This window comes from Pseudoalteromonas espejiana DSM 9414 (genome assembly GCF_002221525.1).
GTDB classification, from domain to species: Bacteria; Pseudomonadota; Gammaproteobacteria; order Enterobacterales; family Alteromonadaceae; genus Pseudoalteromonas; species Pseudoalteromonas espejiana.
In genome coordinates this window covers 3,485,019-3,506,725 of record NZ_CP011028.1, presented here as the reverse complement: position 1 = coordinate 3,506,725, position 21,707 = coordinate 3,485,019, and the positions used below count along the sequence as shown (strand labels likewise).

At 40.9% G+C, this 21,707-nt stretch carries 20 protein-coding genes; 12 read left to right on the top strand and 8 right to left on the bottom strand.

Going from position 1 to position 21,707, the window contains the following annotated elements; all coding sequences use genetic code 11:
• Position 1 precedes the first annotated feature (1 nt).
• Genes PESP_RS15935 through PESP_RS15910 form a run of 6 tightly spaced genes read left to right on the top strand, consistent with a single transcriptional unit; the run spans position 2 to position 7,863 of the window.
• The gene (locus PESP_RS15935; RefSeq protein WP_089348898.1) at positions 2-2,089 is read left to right on the top strand and encodes a chemotaxis protein CheA; all 2,088 of its coding nucleotides are present in this window, start codon (positions 2-4) and stop codon (positions 2,087-2,089) included.
• Entirely contained in the window at positions 2,086-2,571 is a 486-nt protein-coding gene (locus PESP_RS15930; protein ID WP_089348897.1) for a chemotaxis protein CheW, read from the top strand. The genes PESP_RS15935 and PESP_RS15930 overlap by 4 nt, the downstream gene beginning before the upstream one ends.
• 48 nt (positions 2,572-2,619) lie before the next feature.
• Complete coding sequence (locus PESP_RS15925; RefSeq protein WP_089349194.1) at positions 2,620-5,325, top strand: methyl-accepting chemotaxis protein; 2,706 nt, start codon at positions 2,620-2,622, stop codon at positions 5,323-5,325.
• Between the two features lie 60 nt (positions 5,326-5,385).
• Entirely contained in the window at positions 5,386-6,216 is an 831-nt protein-coding gene (locus PESP_RS15920) for a CheR family methyltransferase (protein ID WP_089348896.1), read from the top strand.
• The gene (cheD, locus tag PESP_RS15915; protein ID WP_089348895.1) at positions 6,200-6,823 is read left to right on the top strand and encodes a chemoreceptor glutamine deamidase CheD; all 624 of its coding nucleotides are present in this window, start codon (positions 6,200-6,202) and stop codon (positions 6,821-6,823) included. The genes PESP_RS15920 and cheD overlap by 17 nt, the downstream gene beginning before the upstream one ends.
• An 8-nt stretch (positions 6,824-6,831) precedes the next feature.
• The gene (locus PESP_RS15910) at positions 6,832-7,863 is read left to right on the top strand and encodes a protein-glutamate methylesterase/protein-glutamine glutaminase (protein WP_089348894.1); all 1,032 of its coding nucleotides are present in this window, start codon (positions 6,832-6,834) and stop codon (positions 7,861-7,863) included.
• Positions 7,864-7,886: 23 nt separating this feature from the next.
• On the opposite strand, the gene PESP_RS15905 is transcribed toward PESP_RS15910, so the two are convergent.
• On the bottom strand, positions 7,887-8,912 hold the full coding sequence (locus PESP_RS15905) for a polysaccharide deacetylase family protein (RefSeq protein ID WP_089349193.1): 1,026 nt from the start codon (positions 8,910-8,912) through the stop codon (positions 7,887-7,889).
• On the opposite strand from PESP_RS15905, the gene dinF reads away from it, so the two are divergent.
• Positions 8,892-10,226, top strand: coding sequence for an MATE family efflux transporter DinF (gene dinF, locus PESP_RS15900; protein ID WP_089348893.1), 1,335 nt, complete (start codon positions 8,892-8,894; stop codon positions 10,224-10,226). The two genes, PESP_RS15905 and dinF, sit on opposite strands and share 21 nt — an antisense overlap.
• Positions 10,227-10,237: 11 nt before the next feature.
• Here dinF and PESP_RS15895 read toward each other — a convergent pair whose 3' ends face one another.
• A complete protein-coding gene (locus PESP_RS15895; protein ID WP_089348892.1) occupies positions 10,238-10,507 on the bottom strand; it encodes a hypothetical protein in 270 nt (89 codons plus the stop codon).
• A 6-nt stretch (positions 10,508-10,513) separates the two neighbouring features.
• Positions 10,514-11,089 (bottom strand): Fe-S biogenesis protein NfuA, encoded by a 576-nt coding sequence (gene nfuA / locus PESP_RS15890; RefSeq protein WP_089348891.1) that lies wholly within the window; start codon positions 11,087-11,089, stop codon positions 10,514-10,516.
• 146 nt (positions 11,090-11,235) lie between these two features.
• On the opposite strand from nfuA, the gene PESP_RS15885 reads away from it, so the two are divergent.
• Entirely contained in the window at positions 11,236-13,791 is a 2,556-nt protein-coding gene (locus PESP_RS15885) for a M14 metallopeptidase family protein (protein WP_089349192.1), read from the top strand.
• A gap of 7 nt (positions 13,792-13,798) precedes the next feature.
• Here PESP_RS15885 and PESP_RS15880 read toward each other — a convergent pair whose 3' ends face one another.
• The gene (locus PESP_RS15880; protein WP_089348890.1) at positions 13,799-14,476 is read right to left on the bottom strand and encodes a ComF family protein; all 678 of its coding nucleotides are present in this window, start codon (positions 14,474-14,476) and stop codon (positions 13,799-13,801) included.
• 72 nt (positions 14,477-14,548) lie between these two features.
• Between PESP_RS15880 and bioH the strand changes: the two genes are divergently transcribed.
• From bioH to PESP_RS15865, 3 genes are all read left to right on the top strand, one after another.
• Entirely contained in the window at positions 14,549-15,286 is a 738-nt protein-coding gene (gene bioH, locus PESP_RS15875; protein WP_089348889.1) for a pimeloyl-ACP methyl ester esterase BioH, read from the top strand.
• 90 nt (positions 15,287-15,376) lie between these two features.
• Entirely contained in the window at positions 15,377-15,685 is a 309-nt protein-coding gene (locus PESP_RS15870; protein ID WP_089348888.1) for a hypothetical protein, read from the top strand.
• A 6-nt stretch (positions 15,686-15,691) separates the two neighbouring features.
• Entirely contained in the window at positions 15,692-16,552 is an 861-nt protein-coding gene (locus tag PESP_RS15865; protein WP_089348887.1) for a putative metalloprotease CJM1_0395 family protein, read from the top strand.
• A gap of 162 nt (positions 16,553-16,714) precedes the next feature.
• Here PESP_RS15865 and PESP_RS15860 read toward each other — a convergent pair whose 3' ends face one another.
• The 4 genes from PESP_RS15860 to greB all read right to left on the bottom strand — a co-directional run bounded on the left by PESP_RS15860 (position 16,715) and on the right by greB (position 20,799).
• Positions 16,715-19,033: a Tex family protein gene (locus PESP_RS15860; RefSeq protein WP_089348886.1), complete on the bottom strand. Its 2,319-nt coding sequence runs from the start codon at positions 19,031-19,033 to the stop codon at positions 16,715-16,717.
• A gap of 212 nt (positions 19,034-19,245) precedes the next feature.
• Entirely contained in the window at positions 19,246-19,827 is a 582-nt protein-coding gene (locus PESP_RS15855; RefSeq protein ID WP_089348885.1) for a CBS domain-containing protein, read from the bottom strand.
• Between the two features lie 51 nt (positions 19,828-19,878).
• Complete coding sequence (locus PESP_RS15850; RefSeq protein ID WP_089348884.1) at positions 19,879-20,190, bottom strand: hypothetical protein; 312 nt, start codon at positions 20,188-20,190, stop codon at positions 19,879-19,881.
• Positions 20,191-20,325: 135 nt separating this feature from the next.
• Complete coding sequence (gene greB / locus PESP_RS15845) at positions 20,326-20,799, bottom strand: transcription elongation factor GreB (protein WP_089348883.1); 474 nt, start codon at positions 20,797-20,799, stop codon at positions 20,326-20,328.
• Between the two features lie 186 nt (positions 20,800-20,985).
• Between greB and ompR the strand changes: the two genes are divergently transcribed.
• Entirely contained in the window at positions 20,986-21,705 is a 720-nt protein-coding gene (ompR, locus tag PESP_RS15840; protein ID WP_089348882.1) for an osmolarity response regulator transcription factor OmpR, read from the top strand.
• Positions 21,706-21,707 lie beyond the last annotated feature (2 nt).

Here is a 21,707-nt window from a genome sequence, read left to right as displayed (position 1 = left end):
CGTGAGTATAGACTTAAGCCAATTTTTTGAAGTTTTCTTTGAAGAGAGTTTTGAAGGCCTCGACACCATGGAAGCCGAGCTTTTAAATTTAGAGCCTGGCGAAGAAGACTTAGAAACAATTAACACTATTTTTAGGGCTGCCCACTCTATTAAAGGTGGCAGTGGAACATTTGGTTTTAATTCTGTAGCTGACTTTACTCACGTGCTCGAAACCTTGCTAGATCAAATACGCCAAGGGGAGCGAGAGCTCACAACAGAGCATATTAATTTGCTTCTTAAAGCGGTTGACTGCTTACGAGGTTTACTTGCTGCATTGCAATCAGAGCAAGAACCCGACTTAACCGAGGCAAATACACTTAAACAGCAATTTGAAGTTGTGCTAGAAATGCAATCTGGTTCACCTCAAAGCGAACCTCAAGAAGCGACAAAAACGGCAGAGTTAACGACCTTTCAAATTGATTTCAAACCGCATCATCACCTATTTAAAACAGGTAACGAACCATTATTTATGATCAGCGAATTGGCTGAAATGGGCGAGCTTGAAAAGCAGGTTTTTTTAGATGATATCCCAGATATAAAAGATTTAAGCAGCGATGAGTGTTATTTACATTGGCGCTTTTTCCTTATTACCAGTGAAAAAGAAGCTGCTATTAAAGAGGTTTTTGAGTGGGTAGAGGATGATGCCGATATAAAAATAGAGCTATGTGGTGGCCTATTTGAAGATGAGACAACAACAGCCGAAAAGCCGCTAGAGCAAAGCAAAGCAAGCTCTACAGAAACAGTCCCAAGTACAGACACTAAAAAGGCTGCTGACAAACCTAAAGCTAAACCTGCAACTGATAAAAAGCCAACCTCCACGCCTGAGTCTACATCAATTAGGGTCGGCATTGATAAAGTTGACTCATTAATAAATATGGTTGGCGAACTGGTTATTACTCAAGCGATGTTAAACCAACTAAGCGAGCAAGATATTACTGAGTCAACCATTACATCTTTGCAAGAAGGGCTTGCACAGCTTGCGCACAACACGCGAGACCTACAAGAAAATGTCATGCGTATTCGCATGCTCCCTATTAACTTTGTGTTTAGCCGATTTCCGCGCTTAGTGCGCGATATTGCACAAAAGCTCAACAAACAGGTAGAGCTTAAACTAATTGGAGAGCAAACAGAGCTTGATAAAACGGTGATGGAAAAAATATCTGACCCTATGGTGCACTTAGTTAGAAACTCCCTCGATCATGGATTAGAAACTATTGAACAAAGAGTAGCAGCAGGAAAAGATCCAGTAGGAACCGTTACGTTAAATGCATTTCATCAAGGCGGTAATATTGTCATCGAAATAATGGACGATGGCCAAGGCTTAAACACTCAAAAAATAAAAGAAAAGGCGATTGCTAACGAGCTCATCCCCGCTGATAGTAACCTAACGGATGATGAAATTAATGAGCTTATTTTTATGCCCGGTTTTTCAACTGCCGATGCAGTAAGCGACCTATCTGGGCGTGGTGTGGGCATGGACGTGGTAAAGCGGAATATTCAGTCGTTAAATGGCTCAGTTGAAGTATCGTCTGCGCCAGGTGTGGGTTCTACCTTTACGATAAGGCTGCCACTTACGCTTGCCATTTTAGATGGTCAGCTCGTTAAAGTGGCCCAGCATACCTATATTATTCCGCTAATTTCGATTGTTGAATCACTTCAAATAGACATCACCAAAGTAAGCCGAGTAGGTAAAGACCTAGATGTATTAAGGCTGCGTGATGAATACATTCCTATTTTACGTTTATATCAAATTTTTAATCATAACAATGCCATAGAGTCGCTTGATAAAACCCTACTTGTGGTGGTCGAAACCGATAACCAAAAAGTGGGGTTGTTAGTTGATGATCTGCTTTCACAGCAGCAAGTGGTAATAAAAAGTTTAGAGGCTAATTACCAAAAAGTAGATGGGGTGTCGGGCGCGACTATTTTGGGTGATGGTCGGGTTTCGTTGATTGTAGATATTAGCGGTTTAATTAAATTATCAGGGCTTAAAAAACCTGGCAGCCAAGAGCTTATCATTGAGTCTAAAACTTCATTGGAGGCTTCATGATTTCTGAACAAAGTGAGCTAAATACCAATATTAACTTGCAGCAAGAGCAAGGTGTTACACAGTTTTTAACCTTCATTATGGCTGAAGAAGAGTACGGCGTAGACATATTAACTGTACAAGAAATTCGCAGTTGGGAAGAAATAACTGTACTGCCAAACGCCCCTGACTTTGTAAAAGGGGTTATTAATCTGCGCGGCACAATAGTACCCATTATAGATTTGCGTTTACGCTTTGGCTTACCAAGTACTGAGTATGGCCCTTTAACAGTGGTTATTGTAGTTAAAGTGACGTTTGAAAATGACGCAAAAATAATAGGAATAGCGGTGGATGCGGTGTCTGATGTTTACAGTATCGCAGAACAAGATGCGAAGCCGGTACCGAGCCTGTCAGATTCAAATAATTGTGAATATGTAGCTGGATTGGTCAACGTAGGCGAGAAAATGGTCGCGTTAATCGATTTACAAAAAACAATGGATATATAGCCCGCGGGCTATATAGCAACAAAAACAAACATAAAGGTGGTGATGGGCATGGGATGGTTTAGTAACCCGAAGCAGTCAGAATCAAGTAACGATTTAATTGTTAATGCATTAAATAAATCATTAGCGGTTATTGAGTTTGAGCCAAGTGGCAGAATTATTACCGCAAACTCAAACTTTTTAAATGCGATGGGATACCGGCTAGAAGAAGTACAAGGCCAGCATCACTCTATGTTTGTTGAGCCAGATGAAGCACAAAGTAATGAATACAAAAACTTTTGGCAGCGGTTACGCAATGGCGAGTTTATTTCGGATGAATTTAAACGCCTTGCCAATGGTGGCCATGAGGTATGGATCCAAGCAACCTATAACCCAATTATTGATAGCCAAGGGCAAGTATTAAAGGTTATAAAATTTGCAACCGATGTTACCGCACAGAAAAAAAGTACCGCCGAAGCACAAGGCCAATTAGAAGCAATTGGTAAGTCGCAAGCGGTGATAGAGTTTAATTTAGATGGCACAATTATTACTGCAAACGATAACTTTTTAAACGGTTTGGGTTATCAGCTTAATGAAATTAAAGGCCAGCACCATAGATTATTTGTAGAGCCGCAATATGCTAAATCAGAAGAGTATAAGCAATTTTGGGAAAAATTAGGCCGTGGCGAATTTGACTCAGGTGAATACCTGCGCATAGGTAAACAAGGCCAAGAGATATGGATTCAAGCGTCTTATAATCCAATTTATGACTTAAATGGTAAGCCTTATAAAGTGATTAAGTACGCGACAGATATTACTGCGCAAAAAGAGCTTGAACGAGAGTCTAAAAAAGCAGCCGATCTTGCAAGTGCGTTAACTGTTTGCCAAGCGAATGTAATGATTGCCGATAAAGACCTTAATATCGTGTTTGTGAATGAGCAGGTTAAATTAATGCTTAAAGCACGCGAAACGGCTTTGCAAAGTGTTTTACCTAATTTTTCGGTTGATAACCTAATTGGCACCTGTGTCGATGATTTTCATAAACACCCTGCCCACCAACGTGAATTATTAAAAAATTTACAGCAGCCTCACAAAGCCGAGCTGCGTTTAGCAGGGCTTATTTTTAGCTTAATAGCATCGCCTTGGATTAACCACGAAGGAAAACACCTAGGTACGATTGTTGAGTGGGAAGATATTACCGAAAGTGTAGCTAAAGCTGATCAAGAGCGCGCAGAAGCGCAAGAAAACTTACGTGTTAAACAAGCGCTTGATACGGTAGCGACAAATACCATGATTGCTGATTCATCAAACGTTATTGTGTATATGAATAACGCTGTTAAATCGATGATGAGTATTGCGCAAGATGATTTAAGAAAAGAGCTACCAAATTTTGATAGCACCAACTTGATGAAACAAAATATCGATATATTTCATAAAAACCCAGCGCATCAACAAAACTTGCTGGCTAGGTTAACAACTACTTACAAAGCAGAAATTAAAGTCGGGGGGCGTACTTTTGGCCTTGTTGCAAACCCAATTTTCACACCTGAACAAGAACGAATTGGTACGGTTGTAGAGTGGGAAGACAGAACAGCTGAAGTGGCTATTGAAAAAGAAATAGCGCAACTTGTCAGCGCCGCAGGCAATGGCGACTTAGAAACTCGAGTAGATGAGCAAGGCAAAGAAGGCTTCTTTTTACGACTGGCTCAAGGCTTAAATAGCTTTGTTAAAATTGTCGATGATGCTGTAAGCGATACAGCACAAATGCTAGATGCTATGGCCAATGGCGATTTATCAAAACGCATTGAAAAAGAGTATCAAGGCTCGTTTGATAAGCTTAAACAGGATGCTAATACCACAGCAGACAAACTAACAGATGTTATAAACCGCATAAACTCATCAGCAACGCTTGTCGCCAGTGGTGCAGAGGAAATATCGCAAGGTAATGCTGATTTAAGCCAACGTACAGAAGAGCAAGCTTCATCGCTTGAAGAAACAGCCTCAAGCATGGAAGAGATGACCAGCACCGTTAGGCAAAATGCAGATAACGCAAAAGTTGCCAACGATTTAGCAGAAGAAACCTGCGATAAAGCAATCCAAGGTGGTGAGGTAGTTAATAGAGCTGTAACGAGTATGTCGGCCATTAATGAATCAAGTAAAAAAATTGCCGACATTATTGGTGTTATTGATGAAATAGCTTTTCAAACCAATCTATTAGCCCTAAATGCTGCAGTGGAAGCCGCTCGTGCGGGTGAGCAAGGGCGTGGCTTTGCCGTTGTTGCAGGTGAAGTGCGTAACTTAGCGCAGCGCTCGGCGGGTGCTGCAAAAGAGATTAAAGAGCTTATCAGAGACAGCGTAGCTAAAGTAACTGATGGCACTGTGTTGGTGAATGAGTCAGGTGAAACACTTAAAGAAATTGTACTTTCTGTACAGCGCGTTACACAAATGATTTCAGATATAACAGAGGCCTCTGAAGAGCAAAGTGCAGGCATTGAACAAGTGAATAAAGCCGTGGCGCAAATGGACGAAATGACCCAGCAAAATGCAGCGCTTGTAGAAGAGGCATCTGCTGCGGGCGAGTCAATGGCTGAACAAGCAAATGAAATGCGTCGCTTATTGCACTTTTTCTCATTAGGGCAACAAAGCATGGGAGCGTTGCCAAGTGCGCATTTTGAACACCAGCAAGCTCCAGCGCGTAAACCGAGTGGCTATTTAAAAAATACCCAACCTAAAGGCGAAAACTTTATCGACTCTGCAGATGAGTGGGAAGAGTTTTAGTCACTATAAGCTTGCTAGTTAATACGCTAGCAAGCTTGCATTACAAGGGATGGTATAACAATGAAAGAGTTTTTATGTACCGATAAAGATTTTAAGGATATTGCAGCATTAGTTTATAACGCGTGCGGTATTGTGCTTGGAGAGCATAAACGCGAAATGGTTTATTCTCGCCTAGCAAGAAGGGTTAGAGAGCATAGATTAAAAAATTTTTCTGAATATTTAGCTTACTTAAACAGCAATAAAGACAAAGAGTTTGATGCCTTTATTAATGCAATTACCACTAATTTAACTTCTTTTTTTAGAGAGCCTCACCATTTTGAGTTTTTAAAACACACGATTGTCCCGCAGCTGCTAAACAGCAATAAAGTCGCAAAACGCGTTCGTGTTTGGTCTGCAGGGTGTTCAACTGGCGAAGAGCCATACAGTTTAGCCATAACGCTTGCCGACTTATTTCCTAGTTCTTGGGATGTAAAAATTTTAGCCACTGATCTTGATTCTAATGTACTAGCTAAAGCACAAGCAGGCATATATACCGCGGCTAACGTGAACGGTTTAGAGGATAAAACCCTTAAAAAGTGGTTTCTAAAAAGTAAAGACGGCCACACCTACAAAATAAAACCAAAATTAAATAAAAACATTTTTTTTAAACGCCTTAACCTTTTGCAAGATTGGCCTATGCAGGGCCAGTTTGATTTAATTTTATGTCGTAATGTTGTTATTTATTTTGATAAAGAAACTAAAGATACGTTATTTAAGCGGTACGCCAACGCATTAAATAACAGTGGATATTTATTTTTAGGACACTCTGAAAGTATGGGAAAAGAGCATTCTGAATTTAAAAATTTAGGAAAAACTATGTACCAAAAGCAACATAATGCACGCACAGTTTAGGCCGGTCATCCCCGGGTTTGAGCACATTAAGCGATATTGGGATGCGGGGCGCACAAGTGTTGTTGCTAAAATACTACCCGGTGAATTTTACGTATCAAAAAATGATGAACTCATCTCTACTGTTTTAGGGTCATGCATTGCAGCGTGTATTTATGACGAAAAAGCAGGTATTGGTGGCATTAATCACTTTATGTTGCCCGTAAAAAAAGGGATAGAGCTTAATAGTGCTCATAGTTTAAGTTGTCGTTATGGTAACTGGGCTATGGAATATTTAATCAATGAAGTTTTAAAGGGTGGCGGATCTCGGAAAAACTTAAAAATAAAGCTGTTTGGTGGCGGTAAAATTATTAGCGCCATGACCGATATTGGGCTGGGCAACATCAGTTTTGTAAATGCTTACATTCAAGAAGAAGCGCTCAATGTAGTCGCTCAAGATATGGGAGGCCCATGGCCTCGAAAAATATTTTTTCATCCGCATACGGGCAAAGTACACGTAAAAAAACTTAAAAACTTGCATAACAACACGATCGAAAAACGTGAAGTGCGTTATCTACAAAATCTTAAACAACAAGATAAAGCAACCGAAACCAATATAGAGTTGTTTTAGGAGTCATAATGGTTAAAGTCCTGATAATTGATGATTCACCACTCATAAGGCGTTTGCTTAGCGAAATTTTATCTCAGGCTAATGATATTGAAGTAGTCGGCTGCGCTGAAGACCCTTACCAAGCGCGCGAAATGATTAAGCTACTTAACCCCGACGTACTTACCTTAGATGTTGAAATGCCAAAAATGGATGGCATTAGCTTTTTAAGAAACTTAATGCGACTGCGGCCTATGCCTGTGGTTATGATTTCAACATTAACACAGCAAGGCTCACCTATTACCTTAGAAGCGCTAGAGTTAGGTGCTGTTGACTTTATTGCAAAACCCACCGTGAATGTTAAAGAGCAAATGAGCCAATATGCTTTTGTGGTTCAGCAAAAAGTGCGGGTTGCGGCAGGTGCACGAGTAAGAAGCTTTAAAAAATCGACAGCGGCCACTGAGGTTTTACCTACAAACGCTCAATTTTTATTAAATAAAGTTATTGCTATTGGGGCGTCTACTGGTGGTACTGAGGCTATCAAAGAGGTGCTTATAAAAATGCCGACTAATTGCCCTCCTATCGTTATTACTCAGCATATACCGCCTGTTTTTAGTACTTCATTTGCACAGCGGATGGATCGCACATGCGCAATTAATGTAAAAGAAGCCGAACATGGCGACAAACTTATAGCTGGGTGTGCGTATATAGCGCCAGGCGGACTACATTTGAGCATTAAAAAAAGAGGCGCTAGCTTGTATTGCGAACTCGAAGACTCAGAGCCCGTTAATCGGCATAAACCCGCGGTTGATGTGTTGTTTAATTCGTTATTAGAATGCGGACCTAAAAACTTAATTGCCGCGCTCCTCACCGGCATGGGAAGCGACGGTGCAAAAGGCTTATTATCAATAAAACAAGCGGGCGGTTATACCCTAGCGCAAGATGAGTTTTCATCTGTGGTATGGGGTATGCCAAAAGCGGCAGTTGATTTAGGTGCAGCTAACGAAATAGTTGCACTAGATAAAGTAACGCAGCGTTTGTTGCATCAAGCTATAAAAGTGTGATTTTTATAGCTACAAAGCGGTAACTACTGAATAACCCAAGGCTGCGAAAACCAGTAGTAGCTGCCAGCATGCGCAATTGAAGGCGCTGTACAGTTAAAGCGTGAGCGTCCTTTATTAAGCGCCTTTGGTGAATCTATTTGTACGGTAGAATCGTTTATCCAAGTTAGTTTAGCTTGGCCCACACTCGATACATAACACGCAAACTGGCTTTTATGAAAATCCCCCATTTCAAACTCAATTTTAAGCGTAGGTGGATTTTGCTCTGTCACGCTGTCTTGGTAATCAAGTTTTTTAATATTAAACGCACGTGAATTTAACTTAGTAATTAAGGTATCTAACTTGCTGTAAAAGCCAGAGGCAGGAAAGCGCGGTAAGCGTGTAAAATCAGAGTCTTTATTTACAGCACCAGAATGTTGACCAATTCCAATAAACCCAAGCTCTTTTACTAGCGCTTGGAGCTTTTTATTAAACTCTCCGTAAGGGTAGGCTAAGTACTTGTAGTCGTGGCCTACTTTTTCTTTAATACGCTTATGTGAGTTTAGAATGTCTTGTTTTATACGCGCATGCCATTGTTCATCGCTCTCACCTTCTAGCTTAATATGTAGGTAGTCGTGTTGAGCGGTATGGTTCGCTATTAATGCGCCTTTGCCGGCAAGTTCTTTTAATTTATCCCATCCCATTACGTAGCCTTTACCTTCATCAATGAGTCTTGGGTTTACAAAAATAGTATACGGGTAAGCAAATTTTTCTAAAATCGGCGCAGCTTGCTCGTAATTATTGTTATAACCATCATCAAAGGTGATAGCGACAGTTTTTTCAGGTAAATTTTTGCCTTGCTCAAGTGCTGTTATTAGCTCATTAAGAGGAATAACGTTAAAGTTATGCTCTTTTAAATAGCTCATATGCTTTGTAAACGTATTGGCACTGACACTGGTAACGGCAGGCAGGGTTTCGCTAACATGATGATACTGTAAAATAACAGCCGCATGAGCACGTACAGATACACAAATGAGAGTAAATAAAACTAAATGAAACAATTTCTTAAACATAATAAGGCACACCATAAAAGCTTGCTGTTGCTAGCGGGTCCAATGATATTATCAAATATTACTGTCCCACTGTTAGGAATTGTTGATACCGCTGTAATTGGCCATTTAGGCAGTGCCCATTACTTGGCGGGGATCGCACTTGGCTCAGCTGTTATTTCTATTTTGTTCTGGCTTGCCGGTTTTTTACGTATGAGTACTACAGGCTTAGTAGCCCAAGCATACGGGCAAAATAACTTAACACAGTTAGCAGCACTTTTAAAACGCAGCTTATTGTTAGCAGTGTGTGTGGCCTTGGCGTTAATTGCACTTTCCCCCCTCATAAAGCAGGCCATCGCATTTTTGTCAGGCGCCAATAATGATGTGCTTGTTCAGGCCTATCAGTATTTTAGTATTCGTATTTTTAGCGCGCCTGCAGCGCTTTGTAATTTAGTGCTATTAGGCTGGATGTTAGGTGTGCATTATGGTCGAGGGCCATTTTATTTACTACTTGTGACCAATATTACCAATATAGTGCTCGATATATATTTTGTGGTGTATTTAGATTGGGCTGTAGCAGGGGCTGCTTGGGCTTCACTCATTGCAGATTACAGCGCTTTAATATTTGCCTTATTTTTAGTGGTTAAACTAGCTAAAAAGCAAGGGGTTGAGCTAAGTGTTCCAAACTGGTTAAGTATTAGTAAAATGGCTGAGTTACTAAGTTTAAACCGCGATATATTTATTCGCTCTTTAATACTGCAGTTATGTTTTAGCTTTATGACTTTTTATGGCGCGCGTATAGGCGAAACAACGCTTGCAGCTAATGCTGTATTACTGAACTTTTTAATGCTAGTGAGCTTTGCTTTAGATGGTATAGCCTACGCAAGTGAAGCCAAAGTAGGGCAAGCAAAAGGCCAGCAAAACGTCAAAAAAATAAGGATGTGGGTAAAAATAAGTGTGTTTTGGGGCATGCTTTTTGGGGCTTTATATAGCGCCTTTTTTGCCTTGTTTGGTAGTGCCATAATTAAGCTTTTAACCAATGTGCCAGAAGTAATTCAAGAGGCCACACATTACTTACCTTGGGTAATCGTGTTACCTATGTTAGCTATGAGCTGCTTTTTATTTGACGGTGTATTTGTAGGGCTTACACGGGCAAAAAATATGCGCAATAGCATGATACTGTCAGCGGGGGTTGGCTTTTTTGGGGTATTTTGGGTGTTTATAGAGTGGCAAAATAACGCGTTATGGCTTGCGATGAGCTGCTTTATGTTAATGCGTGGTGTAACGTTAATTATTAAATACCAGCAGTTAAAAGCGAATAATCAGCTACTAGATTAAGCTTTAAAAGGTTATTTCCACAAGTCTGGGTCGTGATTTTTAAGGCCCATATCTTTTAAAACTTGCGAAAATCGGTTAGCAAAAATACCGCTGTAGCCCCATGCGGCAAAAAACAAAGCCGGAATCAAAATAGCTACGCCGATAATTTGTAAACTAAAGTGGGTGTAATAACCAAGGGTAATAAATATCACGGCTAGCACAAACAGTGCTAAGCCGCGAAAAAAGCGCTTTAAGCTCAGTTTAGGGTTGCTCCCTAAGCGATATATAAGCGGCTTTAACATTATTGCTTAATAATAAGAGTGATCGCCCGCTTGGTGCTCGGTAATATCGGCAACACCGGTGATTTCTTCAAATTTAGCAATCATCTCTTTTTCGATGCCTTCTTTAAGGGTTACATCGATCATAGAGCAACCATTACAACCACCACCAAATTGAAGAACAGCAATGCCCTCAGCTGTTACTTCCACAAGGCTTACTTGACCGCCATGGTTAGCAAGTTGCGGGTTTACTTCAGTTTCTAGCATGTGCTGTACACGCTCGTTTAATGTAGCGTCTTCGCCAATTTTACGAGCCTTTGCATTAGGTGCTTTAAGCGTTAGCTGAGTCCCCATTTTGTCGGTAACAAAATCGATTTCAGCGTCTTCTAAAAATGGTGCGCTTTCTGTATCTACTACGGCGTCAAAACCATTAAAGTTAAGGCGAATATCGCTGTCTTCTACAGCGTCTTCTGGGCAATAAGAAACACCACACTCCGCTTGTGATGTACCAGGGTTTACAACAAACACACGAATATTAGTTTGTTGTGCTTGATCTGCTAAAAGTTTAGCAAAATGCGCTTGTGCTGTTTCGGAAATTGAAATCATAAAACCGTCTATACTTGACTAAATTACTCGGATACTGCATATCATACTCCGCTCATCGTGTTGCGGCTAGTGTTGAGCGTAAAAAGTTGGCATCTATTTTAAGCAATGCTAGCGTGCAAATAACAAACATTTTTAGAGTGATTTATATGCGCTGGATAGTAACTATAATGGTGGCAATGCTTAGCTTTTCAAGTATGGCAAAACCACTTTCGTATTATTTTGAACAAGATGTAGAATTTGATAAAACCATTCCTACACCCCAAGAGGTACTTGGTTTTGAAGTGGGTGAGTGGCACGTAAGGCACGACCAACTTGTACGTTACATGGAAATATTAGCGCAAAAAAGTGACCGCATTAATTTTGAAATAATAGGGCGCACCCACGAACAACGCCCGCTGGTTATGCTAAGCATTAGTACTGCAGAAAAGCTCGCTAATCTCGAGCAAATTCGCCAAACACATTTAGCGCGTTTAGCCAATAATGAGCAAGCCAAAAGCATTCAAAATGAGCCGGCCGTGGTTTGGATGGGTTATAGTGTGCATGGCAACGAATCATCAGGTAGTAATGCAGCTTTGCTGGTGGCTTATTATTTAGCTGCAGCGCAAGGCCCAGAAATAGAAGAGCTATTAAACAACACCATTATTTTGCTCGACCCATCACTTAACCCTGACGGACTTGCCCGTTTTGCTAACTGGGCAAACAGCAACCGAGGCATGAACTTATCCAGCGATCCTAAAACCCGTGAACATGTAGAAAGCTGGCCAAGTAGCCGAACCAACCATTATTGGTTTGATTTAAACCGCGACTGGCTATTACTACAACACCCAGAGTCGCGTGCACGTATAGCTAAATTTCATCATTGGAAGCCAAATATTTTAACTGACTTTCATGAAATGGGGCCTAATAGCAGCTACTTTTTTCAGCCCGGTATTGCCAGTCGTAAACACCCAATTACGCCTGACGAAAACGTAACGCTTACTAAAGCTATTGCTAACTACCATGCAAAAACGTTAGATAAAAATAATGCACTTTATTTTACCGAAGAAAGCTTTGATGACTTTTACTACGGTAAGGGGTCTACCTACCCTGATGTAAACGGCGGTATTGGGATTTTATTTGAACAAGCAAGCTCGCGTGGTCATGTTCAAGAAACCATAAATGGTACTCTCACCTTTGCTTTTACTATTAAAAATCAGTTGCTAACAAGCTTATCAACCTTTAAAGCCGCTGTTGATAACCGCGAGGCCTTATTAACTTATCAGGCTAAATTTTATAACCAAGTCATTGATTTAGCACATGATGAAAGCTTTGAAGGTTACGTAGTGGAAGGCGCTAAAGACAGCACCCGAATTAAACTATTTTTAAATCTACTAAAGCAGCATCAAATAAATGCTTACCCACTTACCAAAACGCTTAAAGCCAAGGGTAAAAACTTTTCTACAAATAGTTACTTTGTTCCACTGGCACAACCTCAGTTTAGATTAGTTAAAGCCATTTTTAGCGAGCAAAAAAGCTTTGCCGACAACACATTTTACGATGTGTCGGGTTGGACACTTGCTCATGCCTTTAACTTAGAGTTTGCTCAAGTAAAAAGCAGTTGGGGCCTAGAAGTGGCAAGTACGGCGTGGCAAAAGGCGGTAATGCCCTCATTTGCTACGCTAAAAACAGAATATGCTTTTGGCTTTGCATGGGATGATTATTTAGCCCCCAAAATGTTAAACAGCTTATTAAAGCAAGGTGTAAAAGCCCGAGTTGCACTCAGTGCTTTAACGGCTAAATCGCACTCTGGAGAAATAAACTTTGCGCCTGGTAGCATTATTGTACCTGCAGGGCTACAAACCCAAAGCGATTGGGTGGCTATTTTAAATAAAGCGCAGTCGCAGTTTGGTATTGCGATTAAGCCCATTACAACAGGCCTAACGAGTAAAGGTGCCGATTTAGGGTCGCGTACTATGGCAGTATTAAAAGAGCCTAAAGTGCTACTGGTTGGCGGTAAAGGTGTAAGCCAATACGAAGCTGGCGAGGTTTGGTACTACCTAGATCGCTTTGTAGGTATTGCCCCAACAATTGTTGAAATGGAGCGCTTAGGCAGTATTGATTTAGCAAACTACAGTCATATTGTATTGGCCAATGGCAACTATTCAGGTTTACCCGATAGCGATAAAGTCGCTATTAAAAGTTGGGTAAGAAAAGGCGGCGTAATTTGGGGGCACAAAGGTGGCGCTAAGTTTTTAGCCGACCAACAATTACTTAAAGCGAATTATTTATCAAGACAAGACGTAGCCAGTGCTTTTAAAACAAAGGGCTTGAGCTACGCCGATAAAGATCACTTAGCGGGACGCCAACGCATTGCCGGCGCCATTTTTAATACCGATGTTGATACCACGCACCCGCTTACGTTTTCACTAAATCGCGATACGTTACCGGTATTTAAAAACAGCACTTGGTTATTAGAAAAATCAGAGGCGCCGTTTGTAAATATACTCACATACCCCAAAAAGCCACTGCTTGCAGGCTTTACCGATGGCGTAAATGAGCAGCAAATTGCAGGTGCAGCAGCCATGATTGCACACTCTTACGGGCGCGGAAGTGTCATTGCCATGACTGATAACCCTGTATTTAGAGGTTACTGGTATGGCACAAGCCGCTTATTAAGTAATGCTTTGTTTTTCGGTCATACATTTCGTGTTAGTGGTAATTAAATAGCACTTAAAGTGGCGTTAAACAGGTTGTAAATGCCCATACCTGTTTAGCGCCAGCTTGCTTTAATACCTGCGTAGCGGCGTTAAGTGTAGCGCCTGTAGTCATAACATCATCTATAATCGCTACTGTTTTACCGCTCATATCTTGGGTGCAAATAAAGGCGTTTTTTAAATTTTTAATGCGCTTTGCTTTAGATAATTGCGACTGCGCTTGCGTGGCTTTATTACGAACAAGTGCATTACTCACATCACCGTGCTTTGCTATACAGGGCTGCCATACTTGGCTTACTTGATTAAATCCGCGTTTTAAAAATCGCTTTTTATGTAGGGGTAAAATAATAAAAAAGTCAGGCTTAGTAGATAAGTGCTCAAAGAAGGTGGCGAGTTCCTTTGTAATTACTTGCTGTAACGCCTTTTTATAATGTATTTGGTTATTAAACTTCAGCCTTTTTAACCAGTGCTCAAAAGGAGGCTGATAAAAAGCACATGCAAATAATCTATCAAACTCACAGTTTGGGAACATTTCTACAATATCTGGTCGATGTAATAAATTAGTGTGTTTGTTTAAATCAAATACAGTGAGATCAGATAAGCAATGTTCGCATAAACCATTTTCTGAATTAATAACCTCCTGACACTGCACGCAATAGGAGGGAAATAACCAATTAATAATAGACTGTTGCACTGGCAATCCTTGCGTTGCTTTCGCTCATGTAAGCGTTATGATGTGGCTAAGTTTGGTAAAGGTTAGGCAAATATGCAAAGCGAGTTAGTTTTATTACATGGTTGGGGAATGAATCAAGGTGTGTGGCAATTAGTACAGCCTGAGTTAGAGTTTTTGTATAGCGGCGTAGTGCGCAGCATTGACTTGCCAGGTTTTGGTAATAGCGGTAGCTGCCCAACCCCTTATAACTTGCATGATGCAGCTAAGCATTTAAGTGAGCAGCTTAAAACAGGCTCTATATTAATGGGTTGGTCGTTAGGTGGTTTATTTGCGTTATACATTGCTAAGCATTGGCCTGAAAAAGTTTCAAAAGTTATTTTAGTAGCTTCAACCCCATTTTTTGCTGAGCAGCATGATTGGCCTGGTATAAAAGCCACTGTGCTTGAGCAATTTAAAGAGCAGTTAATTAATCATCGAGAAAAAACCATCGAACGGTTTTTGGCTATACAAGCCATGGGCAGCGAGACAGCCCGCGACGACATAAAGCAGCTAAAACAATTATTAAATCAATATAAGCCACCAAATACGCAAGCATTGAGCGGCGGTTTAGATATTTTACAAACCGACGATTTACGAAATTTATTTGCTCATTGCCCAGTGCCTATAAAAGCCATCTTTGGCCGTTTAGATGCACTGGTACCTTATAAAGCAATAGGCAAAATGGCAGCACTAAATACTGAGTTTGAATACGCAGTATTAGATAAAGCCTCGCATGCGCCATTTATATCTCATAAAAAAGAGTTTTTATCTGCCGTTAAATCAATGCTTTAAAATAGCGCTAATAAACGTGGGGTTTAAAGCTTTATTTTGCCTATGAAGTGAGCGATAATTAAACAATATTAAATTTATTGGAGGTACAACATGGCTATTGGTTCTGTATTTAATAGTGGTGTAGAAGGGTTTAATCGTGCAAGCCAAGGTATAGAAAGAGCAAGCGCTGAGATTAACCGTGCCACCATTGAAGAGCAAGACGATACTCAACTAGCACAGCAACGCCAGTTAACAGCAGCGAGCCCTGATGAAGCAGTAACAGCGCCGGTGTCACAACCAGCTCGAGTTGATGAAGCCTTAGTTAACCTAAAAGTTGAAGAGTTTAATGCCAAGGCTAACACGCAATCTATCCAAACTGCTGATGAAGTGCTTGGCACATTAGTTGATATTAAAGTTTAAGCTGTTATGAATATTGTCACGCCATTTCCGTCTATCAATATAAACACTGCGAACGTTTATACGGAAACCGCTCGGCGTGACAACCAACTGCGCGAAGTTATTCCTGCCCCTGCGCCAAATAGCGCTAGCAATACCGAAACCAAAGCACAAAGCGATGCAGACAAAGCAAGATTACCAAGTAGCACTGAGGTAGCCACATACGATGCAACTGGTAAGTTAAGTGACGAGCAAACAGTTGAGCAGCGCGAAGAAGGCAATGCTGATGACTCAAATACCGAGCAGCAAAATCAGCAAGCAAGTGAAGACACCGCCGAGGAAGAGCAAGAGCAACAACAACTTGAAATAGAACAGCAGCAAATTAAAGAGCTTAAAGCACGTGACACAGAAGTACGTGTTCATGAACAAGCTCATGCGTCTGTTGGCGGGCAATATGCAGGCTCACCAAGCTATGAATATCAGCGCGGCCCAGATGGCACTAATTACGCCGTAGGTGGCGAGGTGCAAATTGATGTATCTGAAATCCCTGGTGACCCACAAGCCACTATAGATAAAATGCAAACAGTACGCGCAGCCGCACTTGCCCCTGCTGAACCTTCAAGTGCTGATAGAGCAATTGCAGCCGATGCAACGCAAAAAATGGCCGCAGCACAAGCTGAGCTTGCTACACCTGTTGATGAACAAGAGCAAGCCGATGAATCGCAAAATACCTTATCTGTAAACGATACGCGTACAGCAGAATCAGAAAATGAAGTGAATAACGAGCAAAATCGAGATCCAGAAGTAGACGCTCGAGCTGGGCGTATTGCTAATTTTTACCAAATGACGAGTTCACCACAAAATGAGAGTGGTTTTTCAGCATATGGCTAATACCAATCTGCAGTAATAGTTAATTATTTTGCGACACAATTTTTTACACTGAAAATACATCACTCAATTAGGCGCATTGGTATAATTAGCTAGCAGAGAGTATTAAAAGATTTAAATAATAAAAAAGCCGCTATTGCGGCTTTTTTAGTTTAGTAAGCGTGGCTACTTTTTAGTTTTTGCGTTAGCAAATGCATCTGCAAAGGCGTTGCCCATCATTGCATTACCGTTATCGCGCTTTGGCTTAGCTGCGCGAGGCTGTTGCGTATTATTACGTTGCTTTTGTGGTGCGGCTGCGGGTTTATTGCTGGTGTCTATCTCATCGTCTAAGCGCATAGTAAAGCTAATGCGTTTACGCGCGGCGTCTACTTCAACTACTTTTACTTTTACAATGTCGCCAGCTTTAACAACTTCGCGCGGATCAGATATAAACTTATTAGTAATAGCTGAAATATGCACCAGGCCATCTTGGTGTACGCCAACATCTACAAACGCACCAAAGTTAGCTACGTTAGAGACTACACCTTCTAAAATCATACCTGGTTTAAGGTCACTGATTTTTTCAACACCGGCCTTAAACTCAGCTGTTTTAAACTCAGGTCGCGGATCGCGGCCTGGTTTATCAAGCTCTTTGATAATGTCGGTAACAGTTGGTAAACCAAATTTTTCGTCAGTGTAGTCATTTGCAGCAAGTTTATTTAAAAAGTCGCTGTTTCCAATTAAGCTATTTACGTCAAGATTATTGCGCTCGCAAATAGATTTAACTACAGGGTATGCCTCAGGGTGAACCGAAGAATTATCAAGTGGGTCTTTACCGTTATTAATACGTAAAAAGCCTGCAGCTTGTTCAAACGCTTTAGGTCCTAAACGCTCAACCTTTTTAAGTTCACTACGTTTAGCAAATGTGCCGTTAGTATCGCGGTAATTAACGATATTTTGCGCTAAGGTTTTATTTAAACCAGATACACGAGTAAGTAGTGGTACCGATGCCATGTTTAAGTCTACGCCTACCGAGTTTACACAGTCTTCTACTACTGCAGTAAGTGTTTGGCCTAGCTGACTTTGAGATACATCGTGTTGGTATTGGCCTACACCAATCGACTTAGGTTCAATTTTTACAAGCTCGGCAAGCGGGTCTTGAAGGCGGCGGGCAATAGATACAGCTCCGCGTAAAGATACATCTAAGTTAGGGAATTCGTTTGCTGCAAACTCAGATGCTGAGTACACAGATGCGCCGGCTTCGCTCACCATTATTTTATTTAATTTAAGCTCTGTATTAGCTTTAATTAGCTCACTTACAAGCTTATCAGACTCGCGTGATGCCGTGCCGTTACCAATCGCAATAAGCTCTACTTTATGTTGGCGACAAAGTTGCTCTAACGTACGTAGTGACTTATCCCAATGATTTTGTGGCGCATGCGGAAAAATAGTTTGGGTAGTGAGCAATTTACCTGTGCTATCTACTACTGCTATTTTACACCCCGTGCGTAAACCTGGATCGAGGCCAAGTGTAGTGCGCGGCCCAGCTGGGGCGGCCATAAGTAAATCTTTTAAGTTTTTAGCAAATACATCAATAGCGCCGGTTTCGGCTTTTTCGCGCATAGCGGCTAAAAATTCGTTTTCTAGGTGAAGGCCTAATTTAATTTTCCATGCCCACTGCACTACACCTAATAACCATGCACTTGCTGCTTTGTATTTAACATCTAAGCGGTAGTGATCGGCAATCATTTGTGCACATAGCTGCGCTGCATTTTCGCTGCTTGGCTCTGGGTTAACGCTTAATTGTAAAATGCCTTCATTACGAGCGCGCAACATAGCAAGTGCGCGGTGCGAAGGGACTTTTTTAAGTGGTTCTTGATGATCAAAATAGTCGCGGTATTTACTACCCGCTTGTTCTTGGCCGTCAATTAATGTGCTTTGAATCGCGCCGTGTTGGCTTATATGGCTTCTAAATTTAGCAAGTAACTTTGCATCTTCGGCAAAGCGTTCCATTAAAATAAATTTAGCGCCATCAAGAGCTGCTTTGGTATCGTTAATGGCTTTATCGGCATTAATAAACTGCTGCGCGTGTTGCTCAGGGTCTAAGTTTGCGTCGTTAAAAAGTGCATCCGCAAGTGGCTCTAAGCCTGCTTCAATGGCTATTTGGCCTTTAGTGCGGCGTTTAGCTTTGTAAGGCAGGTATAAATCTTCAAGCTCAGTTTTGCTTTGTGCACTGGCAATGTCGGCACTAAGCTCTGGTGTTAATTTATTTTGCGATTCGATGGTTGATAAAATAAAGCTACGGCGCTCTTCAAGCTCACGCAAGTACGATAAACGCTGCTCTAAAAGACGTAATTGGGTGTCGTCTAAACCGCCGGTAATTTCTTTACGGTAGCGCGCAATAAAAGGAACGGTTGCCCCTTCATCAAGTAACTTTGTAGCAGCAACAACTTGTTGCTGTTGTGCATTTAGCTCACTGGCTAAACGTGCAGAGATATCGCTCATGCAAAAACCTTTTAATACAAAAAATAAAACCAGAAGTTCCCTCTGGTACTGTTATACCCAGCTTATTAAAGTTGTTATTTAATGAGGTTGGCAGGTATTTATTAGTTGAATAATATCACAGCAGGTTGTAATAAAAAGCTCTTAAAGCAAGCAATTTTTCTTGCTTTAAGATGGTTGGTTGGAGCTAGGAACTGGCGTGTAAAAAGCACCCTTTAGTGCGGGTGTTCTACGCTTTCTAAAACATCACTGAACGAGTGAGCAATAGGGGTAATATGCACCGGAATATGCAACGTTTTTGCTATTTGGCGCGCTGACACTAGCCCGCAAATTTCGTTATTAGCTGTAGTCACTAATAAAAACATATTGCCTTGATGTTCCATTGTTTGTAGTGCATCGCCTATACATGCATAGCTTAAACTTTGCATGCTTACACCCGTTAATTGGCTAATAGGTGTCATGATATGACGTAAGCTTAATTCACCCCGCGTTGTATTTAAACGCTGAGCAATAATCGTAATTTTAGCGCTTTGTAGGTCAGCACTTGAAACAATACCAATTAACTTATTCTCGTCGTCGGTTACTAGCACATAGTCTGAATGTTCAGCAATAACTTGCTTAAGCGCTTGTGCTATTGTGGTTTCGTGCTGTGCGCGAATAGGAGTTTTTTGGGTAAAGTTATTAACTACTTTTAACGCCGGAGACGTTAAATCAATTAATGGTTGTTCGTCTTCGAATGTGCTTGCAATAACGCCATGAGAAATATTTTGGGTACGTAATTCTTTAAAGTTAGACATAGTAGTCACCTTATTCGTTATAAAATTTAATCAAAAAGCAAAAATTGTGAATTAAATTAAATAGCTAGGTGGTCCACGTTGGTACGCCGTGCTAAAAGGGCGGTCTAAGTTTGTGCTTTGGTAAAAAGATAAAGTGGTATTAGGAAGCAGTTGAAACAGCCTAATAGTAATGGCATTAACGTGGGAGTCTAAGTCAATGTCGGGGGTTGCTTGGTCAGGAAATTCACAAGCAATAAAATGATTAGATACAGTTGCGTTATCTAAGCTTACTTGAGTGGTATTGGCATGCAGAGACAAACTTACACTCATTACAAGTGCAAACAATACGGCATTACTAAATATGCGCTGTACTAAGTTTGACATAACCACTACCTTAAAAAATTCAGGTTAACCAAGTAACCTGGCTTACTCTCTTATATCGTACTCAATTAGATTACACAATAAAAAGTTAATATGATCTGAATCAAGGTTTTTATCTCTTATTAATGTAATGGGGTGTTATTTTTGGTATTCAATACTGTTTACGTACCATTCTTTATTTCCTTGTGGGGTGGGCACTTCAAAATCGTCATCTACTTGCTTTTTAATTAATGCCCGTGCCATAGGTGAGTCAATTGAAATATAATCTTTGCGGTCATAAATTTCATCGGGGCCCACAATTCTAAATTTTTTAATTTCACCTTGCTCGTTTTCTATTTCTACCCAAGCACCAAAAAATACTTTGCCGGCTTGCTGCGGCGAGTAATCAATAATTTTTAAATCGGGTAAGCGTTTACGTAAATAGCGTACGCGGCGGTCAATTTGGCGCAATAAGCGTTTGTTATATTGGTAATCGGCGTTTTCAGAGCGATCGCCAAGGCTTGCAGCCCAACTTACTATTTTAGTTACTTCGGGGCGCTTAACATTCCATAAGTGGTCGTGCTCTTGTTGTAGTTGCAAATAGCCTTCGCGGGTAATTAAATTTGTTTTCATCGGCGTTTATTTATTAACTCTAATGGTGTGCACGTTATTAAACTTGCCAAAATTTGTCGAGTGTAAAATTTATTAAAATTAAGCTTTGAAATGTTCAGTAACAATCTAAGCGCGCAATTAGATTTTGATTATTAAGTTTTTCATTTATATTAACTATTAATTGGAGATAAAAATAAGAAACAAACAATGGGACACGAAACCACAAAAGTATTAGTTGTTGATGACGATATGCGCCTGCGCAGTCTACTAGAGCGTTATTTAGTAGAGCAGGGGTTTATTGTTAGAACTGCCGCAAATTCAGAGCAAATGGATAGACTCATTGAGCGAGAAAACTTTCACTTAATGGTGCTAGATCTAATGCTGCCAGGCGAAGATGGCTTATCAATTTGCCGCCGGTTACGCCAAAAAGAAAACGAAATTCCTATTGTTATGCTTACAGCAAAAGGCGATGAAGTCGACCGTATTATTGGCCTTGAACTTGGCGCAGACGATTACATTCCCAAACCATTTAACCCGCGTGAGTTACTGGCTCGCATTAAAGCTATTTTACGCCGCCGCGCTAAAGAAGTGCCTGGTGCTCCAGCTGCAGAAGAAAATCTCATTGCATTTGGTCAATTTACACTTAATTTAGCCACCCGTGAAATGAGCGAGGGTGATAAAACTATTTCGCTTACCAGTGGCGAATTTGCGGTACTTAAAGCACTTGTTTCGCACCCGCGCGAACCACTTAGCCGCGATAAATTAATGAACCTTGCTCGAGGGCGAGATTATAGCGCTCTTGAGCGCAGTATTGATGTGCAGGTTTCGCGACTTCGCCGCATGATTGAAGTAGATGCCGCCAACCCGCGTTATATTCAAACGGTTTGGGGTTTAGGTTATGTGTTTGTTCCTGACGGTGAAAAGTAATT

What these genes read in the sequence shown, in the direction of transcription:
- PESP_RS15930 (WP_089348897.1), top strand. Translation starts at nt 2,086, where the DNA reads ATGATTTCTGAACAAAGTGAGCTAAATACCAATATTAACTTGCAGCAA.
- PESP_RS15925 (WP_089349194.1), top strand. Translation starts at nt 2,620, where the DNA reads ATGGGATGGTTTAGTAACCCGAAGCAGTCAGAATCAAGTAACGATTTA.
- PESP_RS15920 (WP_089348896.1), top strand. Translation starts at nt 5,386, where the DNA reads ATGAAAGAGTTTTTATGTACCGATAAAGATTTTAAGGATATTGCAGCA.
- cheD (WP_089348895.1), top strand. Translation starts at nt 6,200, where the DNA reads ATGCACGCACAGTTTAGGCCGGTCATCCCCGGGTTTGAGCACATTAAG.
- PESP_RS15910 (WP_089348894.1), top strand. Translation starts at nt 6,832, where the DNA reads ATGGTTAAAGTCCTGATAATTGATGATTCACCACTCATAAGGCGTTTG.
- dinF (WP_089348893.1), top strand. Translation starts at nt 8,892, where the DNA reads ATGAAACAATTTCTTAAACATAATAAGGCACACCATAAAAGCTTGCTG.
- PESP_RS15905 (WP_089349193.1), bottom strand. Translation starts at nt 8,912, where the DNA reads ATGTTTAAGAAATTGTTTCATTTAGTTTTATTTACTCTCATTTGTGTA.
- PESP_RS15895 (WP_089348892.1), bottom strand. Translation starts at nt 10,507, where the DNA reads ATGTTAAAGCCGCTTATATATCGCTTAGGGAGCAACCCTAAACTGAGC.
- nfuA (WP_089348891.1), bottom strand. Translation starts at nt 11,089, where the DNA reads ATGATTTCAATTTCCGAAACAGCACAAGCGCATTTTGCTAAACTTTTA.
- PESP_RS15885 (WP_089349192.1), top strand. Translation starts at nt 11,236, where the DNA reads ATGCGCTGGATAGTAACTATAATGGTGGCAATGCTTAGCTTTTCAAGT.
- bioH (WP_089348889.1), top strand. Translation starts at nt 14,549, where the DNA reads ATGCAAAGCGAGTTAGTTTTATTACATGGTTGGGGAATGAATCAAGGT.
- PESP_RS15870 (WP_089348888.1), top strand. Translation starts at nt 15,377, where the DNA reads ATGGCTATTGGTTCTGTATTTAATAGTGGTGTAGAAGGGTTTAATCGT.
- PESP_RS15865 (WP_089348887.1), top strand. Translation starts at nt 15,692, where the DNA reads ATGAATATTGTCACGCCATTTCCGTCTATCAATATAAACACTGCGAAC.
- PESP_RS15860 (WP_089348886.1), bottom strand. Translation starts at nt 19,033, where the DNA reads ATGAGCGATATCTCTGCACGTTTAGCCAGTGAGCTAAATGCACAACAG.
- PESP_RS15855 (WP_089348885.1), bottom strand. Translation starts at nt 19,827, where the DNA reads ATGTCTAACTTTAAAGAATTACGTACCCAAAATATTTCTCATGGCGTT.
- PESP_RS15850 (WP_089348884.1), bottom strand. Translation starts at nt 20,190, where the DNA reads ATGTCAAACTTAGTACAGCGCATATTTAGTAATGCCGTATTGTTTGCA.
- greB (WP_089348883.1), bottom strand. Translation starts at nt 20,799, where the DNA reads ATGAAAACAAATTTAATTACCCGCGAAGGCTATTTGCAACTACAACAA.
- ompR (WP_089348882.1), top strand. Translation starts at nt 20,986, where the DNA reads ATGGGACACGAAACCACAAAAGTATTAGTTGTTGATGACGATATGCGC.